Consider the following 24,888-nt stretch of genomic DNA (forward strand, 5'->3'; position numbering starts at 1 on the left):
CGGAAAAAAAGCGCATCCAAACAGCCCTGCGGGTGGCTGGTCGGACATTTATCTGGGGTTCCCTACCGCTTGGCTGAAGGAAGCCACAACGGTTAACACTAGATTAACACGCTACGCCTTCAATGTGACGGTTGTGCGACAAACGGCACCGGATCGCAACGCAATCGTGACGGGTTCTTCACTCCGCCTTTCCCCGGCGCTCACTCGGCCGGGGACGCCCCGCTGGCATCGAGAATCCGGCCGCGCCAGGTGGCGCCAGCACCGGACAACAGGGTCACGGCCGCAGCTGCGGCGGCCTCCGGGCCTTGGGCGGCCGGGTCCTGGTCTACGGAATACGCCCGGGCCCGCAGGGCTGTGCGCAGTGGGCCGGGGTACAGGCCACTGACCCGTACCGGGCTGCGGCCGAGTTCGTCGTGCAGGCTAGCGATCAGGCCACGCAGGCCATGCTGGGCCACACCGTAACCGCCCCAGTAAGCCTGCCCGACCCGGTCAGGGGCATCGACCGCAAACACCAGCGCCGCATCTTCGCGCTGCCGCAGCAGTGGCAGGCAGGCCTGGGCCAGCCAGGCCGGCGCGGTCAAGGTAACGTGCACCGCGCGGGCGAAACTGGCCGGGTCGGCCAGCTCGAACGGGGTCAGGCCCGGGAAGTGGGCGGCACAGACCAGCAGGCCGTCCAGCCGCCCCAGCTCGCGCTGCAGGGCCTGGGCCAGCTCGGCATAGTCGTCGGGGCCTGCGCCTTCCAGGTCCAACGGGTACAGCAGGGGTTCCGGGCCGACCGCCTGGACCTGGGCGTAGACACGGTCCAGGCGCCGCGGCTTGCGGCCCAGCAGGACCACGGTGGCCCCAGCGGCTGCAGCAGCCACTGCCGCAGCACTGCCCAGCCCACCACCGGCACCGGCGACCAGTACCACGCGATCCTGCAACGGGCGGCCATCGAGCGCCCCGTCGGTCGGTGACGTCGATGGCCAGGCACTCATCCCTGGGTCGCCTCTTCGACGATGCGCTTGAGCTCGCCGGCTTCGAACAGCTCCAGCACGATGTCACAGCCGCCAATCAACTCACCGTTGATGAACAGCTGCGGGAAGGTCGGCAGGTTGGAAAAGCGCGGCAGGTTGGCGCGGATCTCGGGCTCTTCCAGCACGTTGACGGTGCGCAGGGTGACCGCGCCGGCCGCCATCAATGCCTGTACGGCGCGGCTGGAGAAGCCGCACATCGGGTATTGCGGGGTGCCCTTCATGAACAGCACGAGCGGGTAACGATCGACCTCGGCCTGGATTTGCTGCATTACCGCCACAACCACACTCCTTGCTTCGCCGGACAAACCGACCGTGATGGTCGGCTAGACTGCCCACGGTAGCCGCCATTGTAAGCGGATGGAACCGGCTGCCGCCGCCCCCTGGCCACGAACCTGTCCATGCCTGTCGAATTGCCTGCCCTGCCCTACCTCTCCGGCTCCCTGCAGCCGCACCTATCCGCACAGACCGTGGAACTGCATCACGGCCGCCACCATCGCGCCTATGTGGATGCGGTCAATGCCGGCATCCTCGGCACCGAGTGGGAGGAAGCGTCGCTGGAGGAGATCGTCCGCCATGCCCAGGGCATGCTGTTCGATGCCGCCGCCCAGGCCTGGAACCATGGCTTCTACTGGCAGTGCCTGCGCCCGCGCGGCGGCGGTGAGCCGCAGGGGCGGCTGGGCGAACTGGTCAAGCGCCAGTTCGGCGACGTGCAGCGCCTGCGCGAGGAATTCAACCGCACCGCACTGGGCCTGTTCGGCTCGGGCTGGGTGTGGCTGGTGCAGCATCCGGGCGGGCAGCTGGGCCTGCAGGCCACCCGAAACGCCGGCACGCCATTGACCGGCGAAAGCACCCCACTGCTGTGCTGCGACGTCTGGGAGCACGCCTACTACACGGACTACCAGAATGATCGCGCGCGCTACCTGGACGCGTTCTGGCAGATGGTCAACTGGGAATTCGCCGAAAGCCAGCTGCGCTGAGGCAGCGGCTCCGCCACGGGGTAGTGCCGGCCACTGGCCGGCATCCCCATACGCGCACGACCATACCCGATCCGCCCGCCAGCGGCCGGCACTACCGGGAAACAGTACGGAGCTTCACGCGCTCTCGTGCGCGGCCACCGCGTCCATCACCCGTGCCGAGTACACCAGCGCGGCGCCTGCATTGAGCGACACTGCCACGCCCAGCGCCTCGGCGATTTCCTCGCGGCTGGCGCCGTGCTTCAGCGCTGCATCCACATGCACGGTGATGCAGCCGTCGCAGCGGGTGGTCACTGCCACGGCCAGCGCGATCAGCTCGCGGGTCTTGGCATCCAGGTGGTTGGTCTGCGCGCCGGCATTGGCCAGGGTGGCATAGCCCTTGACCGTATCCGGCGAGAGCTTGCCGATCTCGCCGATGCGGCCCTTCAGTTCCTTGCGGTAGGCATTCCAGTCGAGCATGGTCGTGACTCCTGTGAAAGGAGCTCCACGCTACCACCGGGAATGTTGCGCCGATGCCTGCACCGGCGCGCCACATCGTTGCATTGCCGGCCAGCGGCCGGCGCTACCGGGTTCAGCGGTTGCGCAGCGCGTGTACCGCCGGCGCCACCTGGGCCTGGCGACCCAGCTCCAGACCCACCTGGTCCAGTGCATCGGCCAGTGCATCAGCAGCATCATCGCGCAGCGTGGCATGACCGACCTTGCGGCCCTCACGCGGCTCCTTGCCGTAGTCGTGCCAGTGGCCGCTGGCCTGGGCCAGCACCGGCGCCGCGTCCGGCATCGCGCCCAGCCAGTTCAGCATGCAGGCATGGCCGAGCATGCGGGTGCTGCCCAGCGGCAGGCCCAGCACAGCGCGCAGGTGATTCTCGAACTGCGAGGTCTCGCTGCCTTCGATGGTCCAGTGGCCGGAGTTGTGCACGCGCGGCGCCATCTCGTTGGCCAACAGCTCGCCATCGCGGCAGAACAGCTCCAGCGCGAACACGCCGACATACTGCAGGTGCTCGGCGACGCGACGGGCATAGCCGATCGCGGCCTCGTGCTCGGCGGCCGACAACACGGCCGGCGCCACGCTGGCCGACAGCACGCCGTCGACGTGCCAGTTGCCGGTGACCGGCCAGGCCTCGAAGCTGCCATCGCGGCCACGCACGGCAACCACGCTGACCTCCCGCTGGAAGGCCACGAAGCCTTCCAGGATCAGACCGGCACGCTCGACCTGCGCACCCAGCGCATCCCACGCAGCATCGATGTCGGCCTCGCTGCGCAGGCGGAACTGACCCTTGCCGTCGTAACCGAGGCGGCGGGTCTTGAGGATGCACGGCAGACCGAACTCGGCAGCCTTCGCGGCCAACTCGTCACGGCTGCGGATGTCAGCGAAGGCCGGCAGCGGAATGCCCAGCTGCTGGAACAAGGTCTTCTCGCTCAACCGGTCCTGGGCCACGGCCAGTGCGGCCGGCGGCGGGTAGACCGGCACGCGGTCGGCCAGGAACTGCGCGCTGTCGGCCGGCACGTTCTCGAAATCGAACGTGACCACGTCGACCTTGGCCGCGAAATCCGCCAGCGCCTGGCGGTCATCGAAGGCACCGACGGTGAGCGGCGCCAGCGGGCCGCTGCAGGCGTCGGCTGCCGGGTCGTACAGTTCGAAGCGCAATCCCAGCGGCGCACCGGCCAGTACCATCATGCGGGCGAGCTGGCCGCCACCCAGGATGCCTACGGTCAGGCTCATTGGCGCGGATCGTCGTGGGCCATCACGTCTTCGGTCTGGCGTGCGCGGAACGCGTCGAGCGCCTGGCCGATCGCCGGCTGGTCACTGGCCAGCATTGCGGCGGCGAACAGCGCGGCGTTGGAGGCGCCGGCATTGCCGATGGCGAAGGTGGCGACCGGGATGCCGGCTGGCATCTGCACGATCGACAGCAGCGAATCCATGCCGTTGAGGGCCTTGGACTGCCCCGGCACGCCCAGCACCGGCACGGCGGTCTTGGCGGCGATCATGCCCGGCAGGTGCGCGGCCCCGCCGGCACCGGCGATGATCGCGCGCAGGCCACGCGGGCCCGCCTGCTCGGCGTAACTGAACAACACATCGGGCGTCCGATGCGCGGACACTACCTTCACTTCGAACGGAACACCCAGGGCTTCAAGCTTCTGGGCGGCGTGCTGCATGGTTTCCCAGTCGGAACGGGAACCCATGACGATGCCGACAAGCGGCGCGATCGGGTTGGGGGTCATTGGCCGTCACCTGCCTTAAAGACGTATTCTAGCCATCTTCCACGCAAGACGAAGAACCATGGATCGCAAGCTGCTCGACCTGCTGGTGTCACCGGACACCCGCCAGCCCCTGTCCCTGCTGGATGGCAAGGGCCTGGAAGCCCTCAACAAGGCCATTTCCACCGGCGCGGTGAACAAGGCCGATGGCAACCCGCTGGCGCAGCCGCTGCGCGAAGCGCTGGTCACCCGCGACCGCAAGCAGGTGTTCCGCGTTGACGACGGCATTCCGGTGCTGCTGGCCGAGGAAGCCATCCCGACCGCCCAGATCGCCGACTTCCCGGCCGCATGAGCGCGCTGCCGACGCCGGATGCGGCCGTTGTCGCCGCCGATGTCGCGCGTGCGCTGGCCGAGGACCTGGGCAGCGGCGACGTCACCGCCGCCCTGCTGCCCGACCAGGCCGACAGCGCCTACCTGTTGTGCAAGCAGGACGGGGTGATCGCCGGCCGCCCCTGGTTCGACGCCACCCACCGCGCGCTCGATCCGGACGTGCGCATCGAATGGCATGTCTCCGAGGGCGACACGGTCACCGCCGGCACCGTACTGGCGCTGCTGCACGGGCGCAGCCGCAGCCTGGTGAGCGCCGAGCGCACTTCGCTGAACTTCCTGCAGACGCTGTCCGGCACCGCCACGACCACCGCGCGCTACGTGGCGGCCGTGGCCGGCACCGGCACGCGCATCCTCGACACCCGCAAGACCCTGCCCGGCCTGCGCCTGGCGCAGAAGTACGCGGTGCGCTGCGGCGGTGGAGAGAACCATCGTTTCGGCCTGTACGACACGGTGATGCTGAAGGAAAACCACATCCGCGCTGCCGGTTCACTGGCCGCAGCCGTGGCTGCCGCACGCCGGCAATGGCCTGGGTTGCCGCTGGTGGTCGAGGTCGAGGATCTTGCGCAACTGCGCCAGGCGCTGGAGGCTGGTTGCGAACGCATCCTGCTGGATGACTTCAGCCCCGACCTGCGCCGCGAGGCGGTGCGCATCACGGCGGGCCGCATTCCGCTGGAAGTGTCCGGCAGCGTGGGCCTGGGTGGCCTGCGTTCGATCGCCGAGGACGGCGTCGACTGCATTTCCATTGGCGGCCTGACCAAGCACGTGCAGGCGATTGATCTGTCGCTGAAGCTGGGCCCGCCGCCGGGCTGAGGCCTGACCCGGTTCTCACACCCGGCGTTCACGACAGCGCTGCGACGCTGCGGTCATCCCCCACAGGAGCCGCGCATGCGCCGGATGCTCTTGCCTGCCTGCCTGCTGCTGGCCGCAGCCCCCTTGTCCGCAGCGGCCGCCGAAGCCTGCGATGTGCCGCCCCGCTTCGGCCTGAGCCCGTTGGCGGTGGCCATCCGCAATACCGCCTGCAACGAGCACCGGCTGTGGTTCCGGCCCTTCATTGATCGCGATGGTCGCGCCGCCAGCCTCAGTGTCACCGAAGCCGAAAGCGATCACCTGGCCGACAACGGCCTGATCGCCTGGCAGCGCGTGGCCGGCTACTGGCGCAACAGCGGCACGCTCAACGCAATGGGCAGCATCGCCGGCGCCAGCAGCTGCCTGGCACCGCTGGGCACGCGCTACACCGACAGCGACTGCCGCGCCTTCCTGGTCGACAACCCTTGGTCGGCCGCGTTCATTTCCTGGGTGATGGTGCAGTCCGGCGTTCCCGGCTTCAACACCTCGCCACGCCACATCGACTACATCCGTGCCGCGTACCAGGGCGGCCCCTCGGGCGTGCCGTACCGGTTGGTCGATCCCGCGACCGCAAAGCCCGCACCGGGCGACCTGCTGTGCTTCCTGCGCGACCGCAGCACCACGCTCAGCTACAGCGGGCTGGTGCAGGCACTGGGCAATGGCTCGGTGGGCCACTGGAAATCACATTGCGAAGTGGTGGTAGCGGCCAATCTTGGCGGCGACCAGACCCTGTACCTGGTCGGCGGCAACGTGATGAACACCGTGGCGATGCGGTTGCTGCCGCTGGACCGCACCGGGCTGATCAAGCTGCCGCCCGCGCGCGAACGCAACAGCACCGGCATCGACCCCAGCTGCACGCCGGGCCGCGAGGACGAATGCAGCTTCAACCGGCAGGACTGGGCAGCGCTGCTGCAGTTGACCGCCACATCACCGCTGGTGATGCCCTCTCCCACTGCGACGCCGATGCAGCCCGCCCCGACACCGCAACCGGTCATCGTGCCCGCGCAACCGGTATCCAGCGAACCGCAGCCGCGGCGGTGAATCCAGCGCTTGATCCAGCGCACGTTCGCCGCCATCTTTGCGGAATCGACCTCTGACGGCTGACGCCATGCCCACCCTGCTGCTGTTGCTGATTGCCGGCGGAATCATCTACTTCTTCTGGAACGCTGCGCGTTCGGCCGCCGAGCGCGCGGTCGAGCTGGGACGCAATGCCTGCCGCGCAGCCGACGTGCAATGGCTGGACCAGGCGGTGCATGCCACCGGCCTGCGCCTGTCGCGCGGCGAGGATGGCCGGCTCGGTTTCGAGCGCACGTTCAAGTTCGAGTATTCCTACGATGGCATCGATCGCCACGTGGGCCGCATGGTGCTGCGCGGCGACCAGTTGATCTCGTTCACTGGCCCGGGCGCGGCGCGGATCAGCCAGATCCGGCCGGATGCGGAGGATGCCGAGGATGTCTAAGGGCTTTGAGTGCCGACCAACGGTCGGCACCCACCGGTAAATCCTGTAAAGGAAAACGCCGCCCGTCGGGGCGGCGTCAGAGGGATTACTTGACCACGCGCAGGTTCGGGCGACCCTTGGGCGGCGGACTGGCCGGCGGGGTATCGTCCGGCGGCGTGCCTTCCTCATGCAGCAGTTCGTCGCTGGTCGGCGCAGTTTCGCTGCCCGGAATGTCATCCGGCAGTGCCATGCCCTGCCCGGTCTCGCGGGCGTAGACGGCCAGCACGGCGCTGATCGGCACCTGCACCGGGTAGCTGGTGCCGGAGAAGCGCGCCGAGAAGCTCACCATCTCGTTGTCGATCATCAGCCGCACGACAGCGCGTTCGGCGATGTTGAGCACAACCCGGCCATCCTTGACCGCCGAAGGCGGGACCTGCACGCCGGGGACGCCGGCGTCGACCAGGATGTGCGGGGTCAGCTGGTTGTCGTTGATCCATTCCACCAGCGCCCGCAGCAGGTACGGGCGGTGGCTGGTCATGTGGAAGAAGTCTTCGGTCATGCGTGAAGTGTACGCGCCCGGCGCCCCGCCGGGGCGGATCGCCTGCACGCCGGTCGGCGTGCAGACGGGTAAAGCAAGACGGGATCAGCCCGGCAGATCGCGCAGCTTCTTTTCCTGGTCGGTCAGGCTGCGGACAAAACCCGGGTGGCGGAAGATGCGGTTGCCGTAGTCTTCAATCGCCTTGCCGTCCTTCGGCAGCGGCACATCCAGCGACTGCAGGCGCCAGATGATCGGCGCCATCGCGCAGTCGGCCAGGCTCATTTCCGGGTTGAGGAAGAACTTGCTGGCCTTGAACAGTGGCAGCGAGGCCGTCAGCAGTTCTTTCAGGCGCTTGCGACCGGCCTCGGCCTGGGTCTTGTTGCCCAGCTGGATGGCCTGCACCTGCGGCACCCAGTCGTGCTCGATGCGCAGCATGGCCAACCGGATGCGGGCACGCGACAGCGGATCGACCGGCATCAGCGGCGGATGCGGATAGCGCTCGTCCAGGTATTCGCTGACCACCGACGCGGCGTAAAGCACCAGTTCGCGTTCGACCAGGGTCGGCACCGAGTGGTACGGATTGAGGTCGATCAGGTCTTCAGGCGGGTTCTGTGGATCGACCGGAACGAAGTCGAAGGTCACACCCTTGGCCGCCAGGACCAGGCGTACACGGTGGCACAGTACGTCGTCGTTCGAGGAAAACAGCGTCAGTGTATTGCGCATGCGTACGCTCGCCGCCATCAAAGGCTCTCCCACGACAGGAGACCGCCTGCCGCATCGGCGCCGCCGGCACCGTGCCAGCGATCGACTCCTCCCCGAGTGTGCAACCGACCATCACAAAAGCCAATAGGCCCGTGTGATGGTCGGCGGCAGATTCAGTGAACGTCCTTCCAGTATTCCTTCTTCAGCAGGTACAGCAGGAAGGTCAGCAGGGCCAGGAACAGGATCACCCACACGCCCAGCTGCTGGCGCTTGAGCGCGGCCGGTTCGCCGGCGTATTCGAGGAAGTTGGTGATGTCACGCACGGCCTGGTCGTACTGTCCGGCATCGACGTTGCCAGGCGTTTCCAGGCGCAGGCCGGTCACCGGCGGGTCCATGCCCGGCGCCTCCGGCTTGCCATGCACGGCATGCTGCAGGCCCTGCATTTCCCACAGCGGGTTGGGCATGGACGCGTTGGCGAACAGCGCGTTGTTCCAGCCCAGCGGCCGGCTGCTGTCCAGGTAGAACGACTTGAGGTAGGTGTAGACCCAGTCACTGCCGCGCACGCGCGCGATCAGGCTGAGGTCCGGCGGCATCTTGCCGAACCACTTCTCGGCATTCTCCTTGGGCATCGCCACCGGAATCGGGTCACCGATCGCCGAGCCGGTGAAGTTGAGGTTGTTCATCACCTCTTCCTCGGTCAGGCCCAGGTCCTGCGCCATCCGCGAATAGCGCAGGTACTTCAGCGCATGGCAGCCGGAGCAGTAGTTCATGTACAGCTGCGCGCCGCGCTGCAGCGAGGCGCGGTCACCGAGATCGTTGCCGGCCTGCAGCAGCTTGGTGCCGCCTTCGGCGGCGGAGGCCAGGAAACTGCCCAGCATCAGGGCGGCCGTCAGGGCCAGCCGGACCATCCAGCGTTCAGTCATGGGTGGTCACCCTCTCCGGTACCGGCTTGGTCCTGTCCAACCTTGTCCATAGCGGCATGGTGATGAAGAACGCGAAGTACAGGAAGGTCAGTACCCGCCCGATGTAGGTCTCGTGCACGTCGGTGCCTGGGCCGGAACCGATCACGCCCAGCCAGACGAAGCACACCGCCAGTACGCCCAGCATCACCTTCGAGATCCAGCCGCGGTAGCGCACCGATTTCACCTTCGCCTTGTCCAGCCACGGCACCAGGAACAGGATCGCGATGGCCGAGAACATCACCAGCACGCCGCCCAGCTTGTTCGGCACCACGCGCAACATCGCGTAGTACGGCGTGTAGTACCAGACCGGCTTGATGTGCTCCGGGGTCACCAGGCGGTTGGCCTCGGTGAAGTTGTCGTGCTCCAGGAACAGGCCGCCGAAACCGGGCGCGAAGAAGATGATGAAGGCGGCGATGATCAGCAGGAAGCCGGCACCGACGCCGTCCTTGAGCGTGTAGTACGGGTGGAACGGAATGCCGTCGGCCGGCGCGTTCGGCGACCAGCGGTTGCCCTTCGGCCCCTTCTTGATCTCCACGCCATCGGGGTTGTTCGAACCCACTTCGTGCAGCGCGCCCAGGTGCAGCACCACCAGCAGCAACAGCACCAGCGGCAAAGCGATGACATGCAGCGCGAAGAAGCGGTTGAGCGTGGCGTCACTGGGCAGGTAGTCGCCCATGATCCACTCGGTCAGGCCGTTGCCGATCACCGGTATGGCGCCGAACAGCGAGATGATCACCTTGGCGCCCCAGAACGACATCTGGCCCCATGGCAGCACGTAACCCATGAAGGCTTCGGCCATCAGTACCAGGTAGATCAGCATGCCCAGGATCCACACCAGCTCGCGCGGCTTCTGGTAACTGCCGTACAGCAGGCCGCGGAACATGTGCAGGTAGACCACGATGAAGAACAGCGAGGCCCCGGTGGAGTGCATGTAGCGGATCAGCCAGCCCCACTCCACATCACGCATGATGTATTCGATGGAACCGAACGCCTCGGCGGCGTTGGTCTTGTAGTGCATCGTCAGGAAGATGCCGGTGACGATCTGGTTGACCAGCACCAGCAGCGCCAGCGAACCGAAGTAGTACCAGATGTTGAAGTTCTTCGGCGCGTAGTACTCGCTGACGTGCTTGCGGTACACCGGCATCAGGCCCGGTGCCCGGGCATTGACCCAGTCGGCCACGCCGCTGGCGGTACGGCTGAGGATATTGGCCATCAGGCAGCCCCCTGCGGATCGACACCGATGATGATGGTGTTGTCGTCCTGGTAGTGGTGCGCGGGCACCTTCAGGTTGATCGGCGCCGGCACGTCCTTGAAGACGCGGCCGGACATGTCGAAGCGCGACTTGTGGCAGGGGCAGAAGTAACCGCCCTTCCACTGCGGGTCGTAGGGTTCAGGCCGGATCTCGGCGACCATTTCCGGCGAGCAGCCCAGGTGCGTGCACAGGCCGACCAGCACGGAGATGTCCGGCTTGATCGAGCGCAGCTCGGGGTTCTGCTTCAGCACGTACTCCGGCTGCTGGTCCTTCTCGCCGGACTCGGGGTCCTTGAGACGGCCATCCAGCCCGTGCAGCGCATCGAGGATCGCCTTGGACCGTTTGACGATCCAGATCGGCTGGCCACGCCATTCCACGATCAGGCGTTGGCCTTCCTGCAGGGCGCTGATGTCGGCCACCACCGGTGCGCCGGCAAGCTTGGCGCGGGCACTGGGGTTCCAGGATTTGATGAAAGGAACTGCGGTGAATCCGACGCCGACGGCGCCCACCACGGCTGTGGTGGCAGAAAGAAAACGCCGACGTCCGGTGTTGACTGGATCGTGTACCCCATCGTTGGCCATCCGGCACTCCGATATTGATTAGGTAGCTTTAAGGCTGCCAGCGGATCCGGTGGGGGCCAGAGCCGCATTGAATCACGGTCGAGTGTAGCGGAACCGTCGCGCGCCACACAACGCATTGCAACAACATTGATTGCGGGGTTGCCGGCCAGCGGCCGGTCGGTACCGGCCATTGCCCAGGGGTTGCCGGCCAGCGGCCGGCACTACTGGTGCGTCAATGCGGTGCGGTAACGCTCGGCCAGCTGCCCGACCCGGCGCACGTAGTACTGGGTTTCGCTGTAGGGCGGCACGCCACCGTGGCGGTCGACCGCGCCTTCGCCGGCGTTGTAGCCCGCCGCCGCCAGAGTCAGATCGCCATTGAAGCGCTTCAACAACCACGCAAGATACTGCACGCCGCCACGGATGTTCTGCCCGGCATCGTAGGAATCACTGACCCCGAAGCGCGCGGCGGTTGGCGGCATCAGCTGCATCAGGCCCTGCGCACCCGCGCGGCTGAGCGCGGTCGGGTTGTAGGCCGACTCGGCGTGGATGATCGCGCGCACCACAGCCTCTTCCACGCCGAACTCGCGCGCGGCCGAGGTGATCTCGGCCTGGAAGGCCGAGGTGTTCAGGCGCACGGTGCCGAAGTCCACGCGTGGATTGACCCCGCACGCGTAGCAGCGCTCCATGAAGCTGTAGCGGATGGTCCGCACCGGGCCGAGGTTGGCCACCTGGGTCGGGCGCGCACTGGTGTAGTGGCGCACGCCGTCCTTCATGAAGGAATAGACCTGGCCGCTGACCATGCGTCCGGCGCGCGGGGCGACCGGCTGTGCTGGAGCAGCTGCGGGCGCGGATGCAGGTGTCGGCGCGGCCGCTGCCGGCGTTGCGGCGCTCGCGGCAACGGCCACCGGATTGCGTTCAATGCTGGCCACCGCGGTCGGCGTCGGCCTTGGCGCGGCCACCACAGGGCGCGGCGCCGGACGGGTGTCGCGGCTGTAGCTGATGGTGCTGCAGCGCGCACCGGCCACCCGCTTGCTCACATAACTGGTGACGCCGTCAGGGCCCTGGCACTTGTACAGGGTTCCGGCGCTGGCCGGCGCAGCGGTCAGCGCAGCGATGATGATCGCCGTTGTCCCCAGTATCCCCTTCATGGCGGCGAGTGTCCCAGCTTCGCCTGGGCTTGCCAAGCGATGTGGCTCAGCCTGTGACCGGCGGCACAGCCAGCACCTGGCCCAGCCCGGCCAGGCGCTGGGCCAGTTCGTCGCGCAGGCCCGGCGGCGTGGTCCACAGCGCCACCGGCACGCGGTCCAGGCTCAGGATCTGCGCCAGCATCATGCCCCGGCTCTCGGCCCCCATGCGCAGCAGGCAGTGCTCGGCGCCATCCGCCTCCAGCACCCCGCACCAGGGCGGAATGCGGCCTTCCAGCTCGGCGCGGCTGCCGGCCAGACGGACGATGGCCTGCAGCGCGAACGGGGCCTGGCTGACCGCCTGCCGCACCATCACGTCCGGCGGCGCCGGGGTGCGCCGGTGCATGCCCGGCTCGGAGCACTCACGCACCTCGCCCATCCGGTCCACGCGCAGGGTGCGCCAGTCCTGCCGGCCCAGATCCCAGGCCAGCAGGTACCAGCGCCGCCCGTAGTTGACCAGGTGCTGGGCCTCGACCTCGCGCTGGGTGACGGCCTCCTGTGCGCTGCGGTATTCGAAGGCCAGCCGCGACGCCTGCCGGCAGTACTGGGCCAGCCGCCCGAGCACGCGCGCATCGGTGGACGGAAGATCGGACAGGGTGGCCGTCGCTGCATGCACCTCGCCGGCCTGCTGGCGGCGACGGGTCGGCACCAGCGGGTCGAGCTTGGACAGCAGGCCACGCGCGGTGTCGTCAATGCCGGCGACGGTGGCCGAGGCCGCGCGCAGGGCGATGGCCAGGGTGGTCGCCTCTTCCTCGTCTAGCAGCATCGGCAGCACCGGCGCCCCTGCCCCCAGCTGGTAGCCGCCGCCGACCCCGGATGAGGCCTGCACCGGATAGCCCAGTTCGCGCAGGCGCTCGATGTCACGGCGGATGCTGCGCCGGTCCACGCCCATGCGCTCGGCCAACTCGGCCCCGGACCACTGGCGACGGGCCTGCAGCAGGGCGATCAGGCGCAACAGTCGATGGGCGGTATGGCGCATGAAGGATCGAGGACAGAAGTCGTCCGCAATAGTGCCCCAGGATGAGCTCCAGTTCACCACCCACCGCAAGGAGCAATGCCATGACATCCCGCCAGATCACCCTGTACCACGCCGCCCGTTCACGCTCGAGCGGCGCCGTGGCCCTGCTCGAAGCGCTGGGTGCCGACTACCGCATGCAGGTGCTGGACCTGAAGGCCGGCGCCAACCTGGCCCCGGCCTACCTGGCCATCAACCCGATGGGCAAGGTGCCGGCCATCGTCCACAACGGCGCACTGGTGACCGAGCAGGTGGCGATTTACCTGTACCTGGCCGACCTGTACCCGGAAGCCGGGCTGGCCCCGCCGATCGGCGATGCCCTGCGCGGCCCCTACCTGCGCTGGATGGCCTTCTACGGCGCCTGTTTCGAGCCGGCGATGATCGACAAGGCGATGCATCGCGAGCCGCCGCCGCGCCTGATGTCGCCCTACAACGACGCGGAGACGGTGCTGCAGGTGATCGAAGCCCAGCTGGCACAGGGGCCGTACCTGCTCGGCGAGACGATGAGCGCCGCCGACGTGCTGTGGGGCAATGCTCTGGCCTGGACCACCGCCTTCGGCCTGGTGCAGCCGGCGCCGGCCACGGCTGATTACATTGCACGGATGAGTGCGATGACCGCTTTCGACCGTTCGCGGCAGATCGATGCGGAGCTGGCAGCGGCCTGAGGCGTGCCGGCGGGCGCGGCCGGGCGCTACCGGGGGGGGGCGGACCCGGAATTCCAGTAGATCCACGCCATGCGTGGATGACCCGCCCGGCGTGCCTGCGGGACAGAAAGCAGCCAGGCATGGCCTGGCTCTACTGGGCCGGCGCGCGCGCTGGGATGCGGGTAGAATTGCCCGCTTTCCCGCCACCCGAATGGATTAAGCGCCATGACCGGGACGCCAGACGTCTTTCCGCCCGCCACGCCGGGCGGTACCCCGCTCGTTGCCCTGCCCGCCGGTCCGCGCAAGCCCGACCAGGTGAAAGGCAAGCTGTACATCAAGACCCACGGTTGCCAGATGAACGAGTACGACTCGGCCAAGATGGCCGACGTGCTTGCCGCCAGCGATGGTCTGGAACTGACCGACAGCCCGGACGACGCCGACGTCATCCTGGTCAATACCTGCTCCATCCGCGAGAAGGCGCAGGAGAAGGTGTTCAGCCAGCTGGGCGTGTGGAAGGGACTGAAGAACAAGGGCCGCGAGGTCATCATCGGCGTGGGCGGCTGCGTCGCTTCGCAGGAAGGCGAGGCAATCATCAAGCGCGCGCCGTTCGTCGACCTGGTGTTCGGCCCGCAGACCCTGCACCGCCTGCCGGAATTGATCCGTGCACGGCGCGAGCAGAAGCGCCCGCAGGTGGACATCAGCTTCCCTGAGATCGAGAAGTTCGACCGCCTGCCCGAGCCACGCGCCGAAGGTGCTTCGGCCTTCGTCTCGATCATGGAAGGTTGTTCCAAGTACTGCTCGTTCTGCGTGGTGCCCTACACCCGCGGTACCGAAGTCAGCCGCCCGTTCGAGGACGTGGTGGTGGAGGTGGCGCAGCTGGCTGCACAGGGCGTGCGTGAGATCAACCTGCTCGGCCAGAACGTCAACGCCTACCGTGGGCCCTATGGGGACGGCGAGTTCGCCGACCTCGGCCTGCTGATCCGCACCATCGCCGAGATCGATGGCGTCGGCCGCATCCGCTTCACCACCTCGCATCCGCTGGAGTTCAGCGATTCGCTGATCGACGCGTTCCGCGACGTGCCGCAGCTGGCCAACTTCCTGCACCTGCCGGTACAAGCAGGCAGCGACCGCGTGCTGTCGGCGATGAAGCGCGGCTACACCGCACTGGAATTCAAGTCGAAGATCCGCAAGCTGCGCGCGGTGCGCCCGGACATCTCGATCAGCTCGGACTTCATCGTCGGCTTCCCCGGCGAGACCGATGCCGATTTCGAGAAGACCATGAAGCTGATCGAGGACATCGGCTTCGACCACAGCTTCTCCTTCATCTATTCGCGTCGCCCGGGTACACCGGCTGCGGATCTGGAGGACACGATCAGCGATGCCGAGAAGCACGCGCGCCTGTCGCGCCTGCAGGAACGCATCAATGCGCACGCTGCCGGCATTTCCGAAAAGATGGTCGGTACCGTGCAGACGGTGCTGGTGGAAGGTCCTTCGCGGAAGAACCCGAACGAACTGACCGGCAAAACCGAGAACATGCGTTCGGTGAACTTCCCGGCGCCGGCACGGTTGATCGGCCAGTTCGTGGACGTGGTGATCACCGAAGCGCTGACCAATTCGCTGCGCGCGCGGGTGGTGGCGGAATAAGGTTAGGGTGTGCCGACCAACGGTCGGCACCCCCCGCGGTAGTTTTGGTTGGCGACCGGTGGGGGGCGTTAGCGTATCCAGGCGGGTGCGGAAACGCAGGATCGCCAGCGTCATCATCACCACGATGAAGGCCAGCAACGCCAGCGCATCGTGCCACAGCTCCCACAGCGAGGCGCCGCGCAGCATGATGCCGCGCACCAGGCGCAGGAAGTGGGTCAGCGGCAGCACTTCGGCCAGCCACTGCACCGGCCGTGGCATGCCGGCGAACGGGAACATGAAGCCCGACAACAGGATCGACGGCAGGAACAGGAACAGCGTCATCTGCATCGCCTGGAACTGCGAGCGCGCGCGCGTGGAGATCAGCAGGCCCAGCGCCAGGTTGGCCAGCACCAGCAGCACCGCGGCCAGATAGATGTCCAGCAGGCTGCCGCGGATCGGCACCTGGAACAGCCAGGTGCCCAGCACCAATACCAGCGTGGTCTGCAGCAGACCGATAGCCGCATAGGGCAGCACCTTGCCGACCATCAGTTCGCTGCGCGACACCGGTGTGGCGATCAGCAGTTCCATGTTGCCGCGCTCGCGTTCGCGCACCACCGCTACGGCCGTGAACATCACCAGGGTCATGGTCAGGATCACCCCGATCAGGCCCGGCACGATGTTCACCGCCGAACGCCGCTGCGGGTTGTAGAAGCTGGTCACGCTGATCGGACCACCAGCGATGCTGCCTTCGCGCAGCGGCCGCGTGTTGCTGGTCGGACGCGTATCCAGCGGCACCTGTGCCAGCTGGATCGCTGCGCTCTGCACCACGGTGTCGCTGCCGTCGACCAGCACCTGTACCGCTTCGCGTCCATCGAAGCGACGACGCTCAAAGTCGGCCGGCACCACGATACCGACACTGATTTCGCCACGGCGCAGCGCCTGCATCAGCTGATCGGGCGTATAGGCTTCGCTGCGCGGCGTGATCACGCCGGTGGCAACCATGTCCTGCACCAGCGCGCGTGACGCCGCACTGTTGGCCTGGTCGGCGACACCGGCGTTGAGATGGCGCAGGTTGAGATTGATCGCGTAGCCGAACAGCAGCAGCTGCATCACCGGAATGCCGACGATCATCGCCAGCGTGATGCGGTCGCGGCGCAGCTGCCGCAGTTCCTTGAGCATGATCGCCCACAGCCGGCGCAGGTTCATGCCGCCGGCTCCCGGCCGCGGCCGCGGGTGGCGGCCACGAAGACGTCTTCCAGGTTCGGCGCCACCGCCTCGATGCGGGCCTGCGGATCGGCGCTGGCCAGCGCGCGCCGCAATGCGGCGGCGTCCGCGACATCCTCGCTGCACAATACCCGCAGCTGGGTGCCGATCTGCGCCACGCTCAGCACGCCGGGCAGCTCAGACAGTGCGCGGCTGGCCTGGCGCGGCTGCGTCGAGGTGACCTGCAGCGTGCGGCCGTCCAGCCGTGCACACAGTTCGGCCGGCGTGCCATCGGCCACCAGCGCGCCTCGATCGAGGATCGCCAGCCGGTGGCAACGCTCGGCCTCGTCCATGTAGTGGGTCGACACCAGCACCGTCGTACCGGCATCGGCCAGCTCGAACAGGGCTTCCCAGAAATCGCGGCGCGATTCGGGATCGACCGCACTGGTCGGCTCGTCCAGGAACAGCAGTTCGGGCGAATGCACCACGGCACCGGCCAGGGCCAGGCGCTGCTTCTGGCCACCACTGAGCGTGCCAGCCAGTTGTGGCTGGCGGTCCTGCAGCCGGTATTGCTGCAGCAGTTCGTCGACCCGCTGCCGGGCCTGTGCGCGCGGCAGGTCCTGGATGGCGGCGAGGAACTCCAGGTTCTCGCGCACCGACAGATCTTCATACAACGAGAAGCGCTGGGTCATGTAGCCGATGCGTCGGCGCAGCGCTTCGGCCTGCTCGGGAACCGCCAACCCCAGCACCTCGATCTGCCCTGCGCTGGGTTCCAGCAGGCCGCACAGCATGCGGATGGTGGTCGACTTGCCAGACCCGTTCGGGCCCAGAAAACCGTATACCTGTCCGCGCGGTACGGTCAGGTCGACGTTGTCCACGGCCAGCAGCTCGCCGAAGCGGCGGGTCAGGCCCTGCGCATGCACCGCGATGTCCGCACCGGTGTTCAGAAGCGCACCTGTACCGGAAGACCCGCTGGCAGTTTCTGCATGTCGCTGTTCCCGTCCACTTCAATCTCGGCCAGATAGCTCAGCCGTTCGACGTCATCGCCGGTCAGTGCGTAGTACGGCGTGAACGATGGTTCGCTACGGATCGCACGTACATGCCCCTTCAGCACGGTGTTGCCGCCTTCCAGCTGTATCTGCGCGGCCTGCCCGACCTTGACCTGCAGACGCAGCGGTTGCGGCAGGTAGACGCGCGCATAGGGGCGCTCGCCGACCAGCATCACTGCCAGCGGCGCACCGATCGGTGCCTGGTCACCCTGCCGGTAGGGCAATGCATCGACTACCCCGTCGCGCGGTGCACGCAACTGCAGCTTCTGCAGGTTCACGCTCTGTACCACCTGCTGTGCCCGTGCGGCATCGGCGGCCGCCTGGCCCTGGGCGATATCCTGCACACGGCTGCCGTGCACCCGCTCCAGCCAGGCCTGCTCGGCAGCACGCACGCTGGCTTCGGCATTGCCGGCGGCGGCGCGTGCTCGATCCAGTTCAGCGGCGGCAATCAAGCGCTGCTGTGCCAACGGCTGGACCCGTCGGTAATAGGCACTTGCTTCGGCAGCCTGTGCGCGCAACGCGGCCAGTTGTGCCTGGGCCTGAGCGATCTGCTCCTGGCGTGGGCCGATCTGCAGTTCTTCCAGCTGCGCCTGCGCACGCGCCGTATCAGCCTGCGCTGCGGCGAACTGCGCGTCTCCCCGCGCCGGGTCCAGCTGCATCAGCACGGTCCCGGCCTTGACCTGCTGGCCCTCGCGCACCTCCACCGTGGCGATCACTTCGGCCGCCGGTGCCGGCACCGTGATCCGGTCCCACTCCAGCGTGCCCAGCGCAGTCGGCGTTGACTGCCCACACCCCACCAGCAGGCCGATGCCCGCCAGTCCGATTCCACGCATCCCGTTGCCGATGCCCATGCCATCCCCTCCTGCGACGGCGACACGGTGCCATGTGCCCCGTGCACCCTCAATGATTCCAATCAGCCCTGACGGTTTTTTCACCACGCGTGGGCAAGCCTTTTGCTGCAAGGCTCCGCACCACCTATCCACAGGTTGATTCGGCATCATTCCACAACCGTTGTGGAAATCCGGCACGACCCGGCGCTGTTGCTCGCCGGGCAACGAATCCTGCACTGCCATCACGATGAATGCCCCCCGCGCAGGCCACCCGTGGCAGTGCTGCCGTAGCGACCGGCGACCATGACGTTTTTTTCACCAGGACCTCATGGGCCTTGTGGCACAAGCAGTGCGAAGGTCTATCCACAGGTTTCCGCGTGCCCCGTCCACACCGGGTGTGGAAAACGCTGTATCGACCGCCTGCTGGCCGTGTGCCCCGCACGCGCGCTACCCTTGTCCTCCCTGAATACACTGCGGTGGAAGGCGTCCGCCCCACCCCAAGCAATGAAAAGCATCGATCATCGAGACTTCACCCTGTCGCCGGAAGACAACGAGCGACTGGCCAACCTGTGCGGCCCCTTCGACGGGCACCTGCGCCAGATCGAGCTGAAGCTCGGCGTGGAGATCGCAAATCGTGGCTTCGTGTTCCGCATCAGCGGCCCCAACGAAGCCATCGTCGAGGCGCAGAAGCTGGTTGAAGCGCTGTACGCCGAAGCCGGCGAAACGACCTTCGACAACCACGCCATCCACCTGCGCCTGGCGCAGGCCAATGTCGAGCAGATCGCCGAGCGCTCCTACGAAGCACAGGACGTGGCGATCAAGGTCAAGCGCGGCACGGTGCGCGGCCGCGGCGCCAACCAGGGCCGCTACCTGCACCAGATCGCCACCCACGACATCAACTTCGGCATCGGCCCGGCCGGTACCGGCAAGACCTTCCTGGCCGTAGCCAGCGCGGTCGAAGCCCTGAACGAATCGCGGGTGCAGCGCCTGATCCTGGTGCGCCCGGCGGTGGAGGCCGGCGAGAAGCTGGGCTTCCTGCCCGGCGACCTGAGCCAGAAGGTCGATCCCTACCTGCGACCGCTGTACGACGCCCTGTACGAGATGATGGGCGTGGAAAAGGTGGTCAAGCTTCTGGAGAAGAACGTCATTGAGATCGCGCCGCTGGCCTACATGCGCGGCCGCACGCTCAACGATGCGTTCGTGATCCTGGACGAAGCACAGAACACCACCATCGAGCAGATGAAGATGTTCCTGACCCGCCTGGGCTACGGCTCCACTGCGGTGGTCACCGGTGACCTGACCCAGACCGACCTGCCCAAGCACGTGAAGTCCGGCCTGCGCGACGCCATCGACGTGCTGCGTGAGGTCGAGGGCGTCAGCTTCACCTTCTTCGAATCCCGTGACGTGGTCCGCCACCCGCTGGTCGCGCGCATCGTGAGCGCGTACGACCGCCGCGACCTGCATCAGATCCAACCTGGAGCAACTCCATGACCCGTGGTCCCGTGCGATTGGACGTCGCCGTCAGCTATGCCCTGCCGCGCGCCGGCCTGCCGGCGGCAGTGAGCTTCCGCAAGTGGGTGGCCGCCGCGTTGAAGGGCCGCATCCGCGAGGCCGATCTGGCCATCCGCGTGGTCGATGCCAAGGAAGGACAGTCACTGAACCGCCATTACCGCGGCAAGGACTACGCCACCAACGTGCTCAGCTTCCCGGCCGAAGTGCCCGAAGGCCTGCCCAAGGGCGTCAAATTCCCGCTGCTGGGTGACCTGGTGATCTGTGCTCCGGTCGTGGCACGGGAGGCCGATGAACAGAGCAAGGCGCTCAATGCCCATTACGCGCATCTGACCGTGCACGGCGTGCTGCACCTGCTCGGCTGGGACCACGAGGACGACAAGGAAGCCGAGGCGATGGAGCAGCTGGAGCGGGAAATCCTGGCCGAACTGGGCATCGACGATCCATACGCGGGCGAGCGCTGAGCGGGCCACAGCCCGTCGCCAGGAACACGAGAGGAACAAGGATGACCTCGGGAAACAGCTCAATGATGTTTGTGATCGGCGCCACCTTGTTCGCCATGCTGCTGGTGCTGGGCGCGTATGCCGTGCGCCGCATCAGTGCCCGCGAACCCAGCGGCAGGCACTGGCTGCTGCGCAGCCTGGCCCTGCTCTCGCCCGTGTGCCTGCTGGCCGGGCTGGCGATCGGCATGATCGGCCCGCACCTCAGCGGACGGTTGGAACCGGCCCATCTCCCCGGTCTGCTTGAAACGTCGATGGTGCTGACGCTGGTGGGTGCACTGACCCTTCCGCTCCTGTGGCGGATGATCGTGCACCGCCGCCTGGGCCGCCCCGTGAACTCACTCCCGTTCTTCCACGCCAGCCGTACCTCGCTGCTGGTGCTGTTCGTGCTGGCTGTGATCTACATGAAAGTGGCCAGGACCGCGGCAGCGGAACTGATGCCCTGGCTGACCAGTCCGGGCCTGTGGCCGGCGGTGGCGCGCATCGCTGGGCAATCGATGCAGGTCGCCATGCTTGCGGTCGTGCTGACCCTCTCACTGATGGTCGTGCGGCGGGCGATGACCGGTTTCCTGCGCCTTCTCACCGGGCTGTTCAGGCGCTCGCCGGGGCTATGATGGCGGCCCTTCGCCTGCGGAAACCGACCGTGTCACTGCGCTGCTGCCTGCCCCTGCTCTGTGCCCTCGCCGCTCCCTCCGCCTTCGCCACCAGCCTGGACCTGCCGGCCCTGATCGAATGCCGCCAGGGCGTGGCCGAGCAGGCCGCGCTGGCGCCGCTGCTGGCCGATCCGCTGAAGGCCGTGGCCCAGGGCCTGCAGCCGCTGCCGCAGGGCAACCAGTTCATGAGCGAGTTCCGGCTGGCCAGCCCGATCACCGTCTTCGGCCAACAGACCGAGCGGGTGGCGGTGGCCGGCGCCAGCATCATGGCGGTGCTCGACCAGGCCGACCCACGCCCTCTGGCCAAACGGCTGGAATTGGAGACCGGCTACGACCAGGACGGCAAGTTCATGGCCGGCCGCGAACTGGTCAGCCGCGACGTGACCGACCCGAAGACCGGCGAGGCCCAGATCGAGTCGATCATCCTCAGCGTCTCCACCGTGGCCTCCCATCCCGGCAAGACCCTGGCCGGCTGCACCTACAGCCTGGACCTGCCCGAGGAGGAGCCGGCCCCGGCCGCCCCAACCCCGGCCACCGGCAGTCACTGACAGGCCGTCACATCCTGCTAGACTTGGGTCAACGCCCGGCCTGCCGGGTGCCTTTTTTCCAGAGATGTCAGAAGACGACAGTAGTAGCTCCCCTGCGGAGCACAGTGAAAAGAAGCGCGGCTGGCTTGAACGCCTGACCTCCGCCTTCTCCGGCGAACCCCATACCCGCGACGAGCTGGTCGCTGTCCTGCACACCGCGCAGGAAGAGGGTCTGATCGCCGCCGATACCCTGAAGATGATGGAAGGCGCCATTTCGGTGGCCGAGCTGACCGTGGGCGACGTGATGATTTCGCGCTCGCAGATGGTCTCGCTGCCGGTTGAAGCGCCCTTCCTGGAACTGATGAAGCAGGTGGTCGAATCCGGCCATTCGCGCTTCCCGGTGCACGGTGAGAACAAGGACGACATCCTTGGCATCCTGCTGGCCAAGGACCTGCTGCGCGGCGTGGTTGCCGACAACGGCCCGGCCAACGTGCGCGAGCTGCTGCGCCCGGCGGTGCTGATCCCGGAAGCGAAGAAGCTCAACGTGCTGCTGAAGGAATTCCGCCTGTCGCGCAACCACATGGCCATCGTGGTGGACGAGTACGGCGGTGTCGCCGGCCTGGTCACCATCGAGGACGTGCTGGAACAGATCGTCGGCGAGATCGACGATGAGCATGACGAGGCCGAGGATCCGTCCGCGCAGATCGCCATCCAGTCCGACGGCCAGTACGTGGTCGACGCGCTGACCCCGATCGGCGACTTCAACGAGCGCTTCGGCGCGACGTTCTCCGACGAGGACTACGACACCATCGGCGGCCTGGTCACCGAGGCCGTGGGCCATCTGCCGGAAGTCGGTGACGAGCTGGCGCTGGATCGCTTCATGTTCCGCGTGGCCCGCGCCGATGCGCGCCGGGTACAGGCCTTCCACGTGACCGTGCTGCCGCCGGACGCGCAGGACGACGCTTGAAGCGCCGCGGCCTGATCCTCATGGTGTGGCTGGCACTGTGCGTGCTGGCCATGGCCCTGCCGCTGGCCGCCTTCGCGCAGCCGGTGGCAGCCACACCTGCCGTACCCGCGACCAACGCTGAAGCCCCTGCCCCGCGCATCGGCGTGGTGACCATGCAGCCGGGCACCGTGTTCTTCGAACGCTTCGGCCACGACGCCATCGTCGTGGTCGATCCGGTCAGCGGCGAGGCAACCTCGTACAACTTCGGCTACTTCGATCCGTCCGAGGACGATTTCATCAGCCGCTTCGCACGCGGCGACATGATGTATTACCTGGTGGCGCTGCCGTTGCAGCAGGACCTGTCGTACTACGACGAGACCGGCCGTGGCGCCAGCGTGCAGTGGCTGGACCTGCGCCCGGACCAGGCGCGTGCGCTGGCCGCCGACCTGGCCGAGCGGGCCAAGCCGGAAAACGCGCGCTACCACTACGATTACTACACCGCCAACTGCGCCACGATGGTGCGCGACACGGTGGACAAGGCATTGGGTGGCGGCCTGCAGTCGCAGCTGTCGGGGCGCTCGCGCGGCAACACCTACCGCAGTGAATCGGTGCGCCTGGCGTCGCCGGCACCGTGGATGTGGCTGGGCTTCGATGTCGGCCTTGGGCCGTTCGCCGACCAGCCGCTGTCGCGCTGGCAGGAAGCCTTCGTGCCGATGCGCCTGGCCGATGCGCTGCGCCAGGCACGCAACAGCGATGGCCGTCCGCTGGTGCAGTCCGAACAGGAACTGCTGCCGCACCGTATCGATGCGGAGCCGAAGGAATTCGCGCGCCGCTGGTGGCCATGGCTGCTGCTCGGGCTGATCGTGGCCGGCGGCGTGCTGGCGCTGCGCAACCGCCCGCGCCTGCTGGCCGGGCTGGCCCTGCCGTTCTGGCTGCTGTGCGCCCTGTTTGGTGGAGTGCTGGTGTTCCTGTGGGGCTTCAGCATCCACTACGCCGCGTGGGCCAATCGCAACCTGCTGTTGCTTTCACCGCTGGCCGTGCTGCTGTTGCCGGGTGCAATCGCCCTGCTGCGCCGTCGCGTGCCGGGCCGCATGTTCAGGATCGTGCTGTGGCTGCTGGCGGTACAGGCGGTGGCCGCGCTGGTACTGCACTGGCTGAGCCTGCAGGCACAGTACAACGTGCAGTGGATCGTGCTGTTGCTGCCCGTCCACGTCGCGCTGGTGTGGGTGCTGGGGCGTAGTCCTCACTTGTCCAAAACACAGCCCTGACGCACGATGGCGGGCATGTCATTGCCCGCCTCTGCTGCCGCGCCCGCCTCGGCCAACCCCGCCTGCGTCATCAACTGCGTCCACTACGATGACGAGGGCAAACGCCACGACATCACCCTGGACGCCATCAGCGATGTCATTGCCAGTGGCAACGGCTTCGTCTGGGTCGGCCTGTACGACCCCAATGATGATGTGCTGTTGAAACTGCAGGAAGAGTTCTGCCTGCACGACCTGGCCATCGAGGATGCGCGCAACGCGCACCAGCGGCCCAAGGTCGAGACCTACGGCAATTCGATGTTCGTGGTGGTGACCACCGCGCAGATGGTCGACGAGCGCATCCAGTACGGCGAAACCCATGCCTTCCTCGGCCCGCGCTTCCTGGTGACGGTACGCCATGGCGCGTCGCTGTCCTATGCCCCGGTGCGTGCGCGGGTGGAACGCGAGCCGCAGCTGCTGAAGATGGGTCCGTCGTACTGCCTGTACGCGGTGACCGACTTCGTGGTCGACAACTACCTGCCCATCGTGCACCGCTTCCGCGACACCCTGGAGCTGCTGGAGAAGGACATCTTCGCCGACACCTACAAGCGCAGCACGGTGGTGCGGCTGTACGAGCTCAAGCGCGAGCTGAACAAGATGCGGATGGCGGTGGCGCCGCTGCAGGATGTGCTGGCGCAGCTGCGCCGCTACCAGGGCGAGCTGATCCCCGACGAAGTGAAGCTGTACATCCGCGACGTCCACGACCACGCAGTACGCATCAGCGATGTGATCGACACGCTGCGCGAGATGCTCGGCACCGCGCTGAGCGTGAACCTGTCGCTGGTGACGCTGGCGCAGGGCGAGACGGTCAAGCGCCTGGGCGCATGGGCCGCGCTGCTGGCGGCGCCGACACTGATCACCAGCTGGTACGGCATGAACTTCAGCCACATGCCGGAGCTGAGCGAGCCGTGGTCGTACCCGCTGATGATCGTGGGCGTGGGCGGTGTGTGCGTGGGGCTGTACCGGTTGTTCAAGCGCGCGAAGTGGTTGTGAGGGGTATCGACCAACGGTCGATACCCACCGGACC

The 24,888-nt window shown here is 67.2% G+C and carries 28 protein-coding genes and 1 pseudogene; 14 read left to right on the top strand and 15 right to left on the bottom strand.

Going from position 1 to position 24,888, the window contains the following annotated elements; all coding sequences use genetic code 11:
• Positions 1–200: 200 nt before the first annotated feature.
• Together V3B48_RS11835 and grxD are read right to left on the bottom strand one after the other, a co-directional pair.
• A complete protein-coding gene (locus V3B48_RS11835) occupies positions 201–977 on the bottom strand; it encodes an SDR family NAD(P)-dependent oxidoreductase (protein WP_049399918.1) in 777 nt (258 codons plus the stop codon).
• Positions 974–1,294 (bottom strand): Grx4 family monothiol glutaredoxin, encoded by a 321-nt coding sequence (gene grxD, locus V3B48_RS11840; RefSeq protein WP_005408852.1) that lies wholly within the window; start codon positions 1,292–1,294, stop codon positions 974–976. Before grxD ends, V3B48_RS11835 begins: the two co-directional genes overlap by 4 nt.
• A gap of 120 nt (positions 1,295–1,414) precedes the next feature.
• On the opposite strand from grxD, the gene V3B48_RS11845 reads away from it, so the two are divergent.
• Entirely contained in the window at positions 1,415–1,993 is a 579-nt protein-coding gene (locus V3B48_RS11845) for a superoxide dismutase (protein ID WP_121503800.1), read from the top strand.
• 114 nt (positions 1,994–2,107) lie between these two features.
• Here the strand turns inward: V3B48_RS11845 and V3B48_RS11850 are convergent, their stop codons facing one another.
• The 3 genes from V3B48_RS11850 to purE form a co-directional block, all read right to left on the bottom strand.
• A complete protein-coding gene (locus V3B48_RS11850; protein WP_004152082.1) occupies positions 2,108–2,449 on the bottom strand; it encodes a carboxymuconolactone decarboxylase family protein in 342 nt (113 codons plus the stop codon).
• Between the two features lie 112 nt (positions 2,450–2,561).
• On the bottom strand, positions 2,562–3,710 hold the full coding sequence (locus V3B48_RS11855) for a 5-(carboxyamino)imidazole ribonucleotide synthase (RefSeq protein ID WP_329893789.1): 1,149 nt from the start codon (positions 3,708–3,710) through the stop codon (positions 2,562–2,564).
• Entirely contained in the window at positions 3,707–4,210 is a 504-nt protein-coding gene (purE, locus tag V3B48_RS11860; protein ID WP_329893790.1) for a 5-(carboxyamino)imidazole ribonucleotide mutase, read from the bottom strand. The genes V3B48_RS11855 and purE overlap by 4 nt, the downstream gene beginning before the upstream one ends.
• A gap of 58 nt (positions 4,211–4,268) precedes the next feature.
• On the opposite strand from purE, the gene V3B48_RS11865 reads away from it, so the two are divergent.
• The 4 genes from V3B48_RS11865 to V3B48_RS11880 all read left to right on the top strand — a co-directional run bounded on the left by V3B48_RS11865 (position 4,269) and on the right by V3B48_RS11880 (position 6,881).
• Positions 4,269–4,538: a Trm112 family protein gene (locus tag V3B48_RS11865; RefSeq protein ID WP_032128883.1), complete on the top strand. Its 270-nt coding sequence runs from the start codon at positions 4,269–4,271 to the stop codon at positions 4,536–4,538.
• Positions 4,535–5,386, top strand: a complete 852-nt coding sequence (gene nadC, locus V3B48_RS11870; protein ID WP_049463565.1) for a carboxylating nicotinate-nucleotide diphosphorylase — start codon at positions 4,535–4,537, stop codon at positions 5,384–5,386. Before V3B48_RS11865 ends, nadC begins: the two co-directional genes overlap by 4 nt.
• 75 nt (positions 5,387–5,461) lie before the next feature.
• Positions 5,462–6,463 carry a DUF2272 domain-containing protein gene (locus tag V3B48_RS11875; protein WP_032128881.1) on the top strand — a complete coding sequence of 334 codons (1,002 nt, stop codon included), beginning with the start codon at positions 5,462–5,464 and terminating at the stop codon, positions 6,461–6,463.
• A 67-nt stretch (positions 6,464–6,530) separates the two neighbouring features.
• Complete coding sequence (locus tag V3B48_RS11880) at positions 6,531–6,881, top strand: DUF3301 domain-containing protein (RefSeq protein WP_049423257.1); 351 nt, start codon at positions 6,531–6,533, stop codon at positions 6,879–6,881.
• Between the two features lie 85 nt (positions 6,882–6,966).
• Here V3B48_RS11880 and V3B48_RS11885 read toward each other — a convergent pair whose 3' ends face one another.
• The 7 genes from V3B48_RS11885 to V3B48_RS11915 form a co-directional block, all read right to left on the bottom strand.
• Entirely contained in the window at positions 6,967–7,419 is a 453-nt protein-coding gene (locus V3B48_RS11885; protein WP_019659028.1) for a ClpXP protease specificity-enhancing factor, read from the bottom strand.
• 84 nt (positions 7,420–7,503) lie between these two features.
• Complete coding sequence (locus tag V3B48_RS11890; RefSeq protein ID WP_032128879.1) at positions 7,504–8,139, bottom strand: glutathione S-transferase N-terminal domain-containing protein; 636 nt, start codon at positions 8,137–8,139, stop codon at positions 7,504–7,506.
• A 134-nt stretch (positions 8,140–8,273) separates the two neighbouring features.
• Positions 8,274–9,023 carry a cytochrome c1 gene (locus tag V3B48_RS11895; RefSeq protein ID WP_032128878.1) on the bottom strand — a complete coding sequence of 250 codons (750 nt, stop codon included), beginning with the start codon at positions 9,021–9,023 and terminating at the stop codon, positions 8,274–8,276.
• Complete coding sequence (locus V3B48_RS11900; RefSeq protein ID WP_032128877.1) at positions 9,016–10,275, bottom strand: cytochrome bc complex cytochrome b subunit; 1,260 nt, start codon at positions 10,273–10,275, stop codon at positions 9,016–9,018. The genes V3B48_RS11895 and V3B48_RS11900 overlap by 8 nt, the downstream gene beginning before the upstream one ends.
• Positions 10,275–10,895 (bottom strand): ubiquinol-cytochrome c reductase iron-sulfur subunit, encoded by a 621-nt coding sequence (gene petA / locus V3B48_RS11905; RefSeq protein WP_010486121.1) that lies wholly within the window; start codon positions 10,893–10,895, stop codon positions 10,275–10,277. The genes V3B48_RS11900 and petA overlap by 1 nt, the downstream gene beginning before the upstream one ends.
• 200 nt (positions 10,896–11,095) lie before the next feature.
• Positions 11,096–12,022, bottom strand: coding sequence for a lytic transglycosylase domain-containing protein (locus tag V3B48_RS11910; protein ID WP_049463568.1), 927 nt, complete (start codon positions 12,020–12,022; stop codon positions 11,096–11,098).
• 46 nt (positions 12,023–12,068) lie between these two features.
• Positions 12,069–13,037, bottom strand: a complete 969-nt coding sequence (locus V3B48_RS11915) for a WYL domain-containing protein (protein ID WP_121503802.1) — start codon at positions 13,035–13,037, stop codon at positions 12,069–12,071.
• Positions 13,038–13,117: 80 nt separating this feature from the next.
• Between V3B48_RS11915 and V3B48_RS11920 the strand changes: the two genes are divergently transcribed.
• Both V3B48_RS11920 and miaB read left to right on the top strand, forming a co-directional pair.
• Complete coding sequence (locus V3B48_RS11920; RefSeq protein ID WP_012510589.1) at positions 13,118–13,738, top strand: glutathione S-transferase family protein; 621 nt, start codon at positions 13,118–13,120, stop codon at positions 13,736–13,738.
• Between the two features lie 204 nt (positions 13,739–13,942).
• Positions 13,943–15,361 (top strand): tRNA (N6-isopentenyl adenosine(37)-C2)-methylthiotransferase MiaB, encoded by a 1,419-nt coding sequence (gene miaB, locus V3B48_RS11925; protein WP_049399909.1) that lies wholly within the window; start codon positions 13,943–13,945, stop codon positions 15,359–15,361.
• 75 nt (positions 15,362–15,436) lie between these two features.
• Here miaB and V3B48_RS11930 read toward each other — a convergent pair.
• The 3 genes and pseudogenes from V3B48_RS11930 to V3B48_RS11940 all read right to left on the bottom strand — a co-directional run.
• Positions 15,437–16,546: pseudogene (locus tag V3B48_RS11930) on the bottom strand (ABC transporter permease); the annotation flags it as partial.
• Positions 16,543–17,466, bottom strand: coding sequence for an ABC transporter ATP-binding protein (locus tag V3B48_RS11935; RefSeq protein ID WP_049399907.1), 924 nt, complete (start codon positions 17,464–17,466; stop codon positions 16,543–16,545). The pseudogene V3B48_RS11930 and the gene V3B48_RS11935, both read right to left, overlap by 4 nt.
• Positions 17,467–17,486: 20 nt before the next feature.
• Positions 17,487–18,443: an HlyD family efflux transporter periplasmic adaptor subunit gene (locus V3B48_RS11940; protein ID WP_032130231.1), complete on the bottom strand. Its 957-nt coding sequence runs from the start codon at positions 18,441–18,443 to the stop codon at positions 17,487–17,489.
• A 483-nt stretch (positions 18,444–18,926) separates the two neighbouring features.
• Between V3B48_RS11940 and V3B48_RS11945 the strand changes: the two genes are divergently transcribed.
• The 7 genes from V3B48_RS11945 (at position 18,927) to V3B48_RS11975 (ending at position 24,854) form a co-directional block, all read left to right on the top strand.
• Entirely contained in the window at positions 18,927–19,913 is a 987-nt protein-coding gene (locus V3B48_RS11945) for a PhoH family protein (RefSeq protein WP_005415936.1), read from the top strand.
• Positions 19,910–20,395, top strand: coding sequence for an rRNA maturation RNase YbeY (gene ybeY / locus V3B48_RS11950; RefSeq protein ID WP_049399905.1), 486 nt, complete (start codon positions 19,910–19,912; stop codon positions 20,393–20,395). Before V3B48_RS11945 ends, ybeY begins: the two co-directional genes overlap by 4 nt.
• A 41-nt stretch (positions 20,396–20,436) precedes the next feature.
• Positions 20,437–21,045 carry a hypothetical protein gene (locus tag V3B48_RS11955; RefSeq protein WP_121503805.1) on the top strand — a complete coding sequence of 203 codons (609 nt, stop codon included), beginning with the start codon at positions 20,437–20,439 and terminating at the stop codon, positions 21,043–21,045.
• Positions 21,045–21,632 (top strand): hypothetical protein, encoded by a 588-nt coding sequence (locus V3B48_RS11960; RefSeq protein ID WP_182267537.1) that lies wholly within the window; start codon positions 21,045–21,047, stop codon positions 21,630–21,632. Before V3B48_RS11955 ends, V3B48_RS11960 begins: the two co-directional genes overlap by 1 nt.
• A gap of 64 nt (positions 21,633–21,696) precedes the next feature.
• Entirely contained in the window at positions 21,697–22,578 is an 882-nt protein-coding gene (locus V3B48_RS11965) for a transporter associated domain-containing protein (RefSeq protein ID WP_005408827.1), read from the top strand.
• Positions 22,575–23,825 (top strand): DUF4105 domain-containing protein, encoded by a 1,251-nt coding sequence (locus V3B48_RS11970; protein WP_329893792.1) that lies wholly within the window; start codon positions 22,575–22,577, stop codon positions 23,823–23,825. Before V3B48_RS11965 ends, V3B48_RS11970 begins: the two co-directional genes overlap by 4 nt.
• A 6-nt stretch (positions 23,826–23,831) precedes the next feature.
• Positions 23,832–24,854, top strand: coding sequence for a magnesium and cobalt transport protein CorA (locus tag V3B48_RS11975; RefSeq protein ID WP_012510579.1), 1,023 nt, complete (start codon positions 23,832–23,834; stop codon positions 24,852–24,854).
• The last annotated feature ends 34 nt before the right edge of the window (positions 24,855–24,888 follow it).

It is taken from the genome of Stenotrophomonas sp. SMYL20, from assembly GCF_036320045.1.
Classification (GTDB): domain Bacteria; phylum Pseudomonadota; class Gammaproteobacteria; order Xanthomonadales; family Xanthomonadaceae; genus Stenotrophomonas; species Stenotrophomonas maltophilia_A.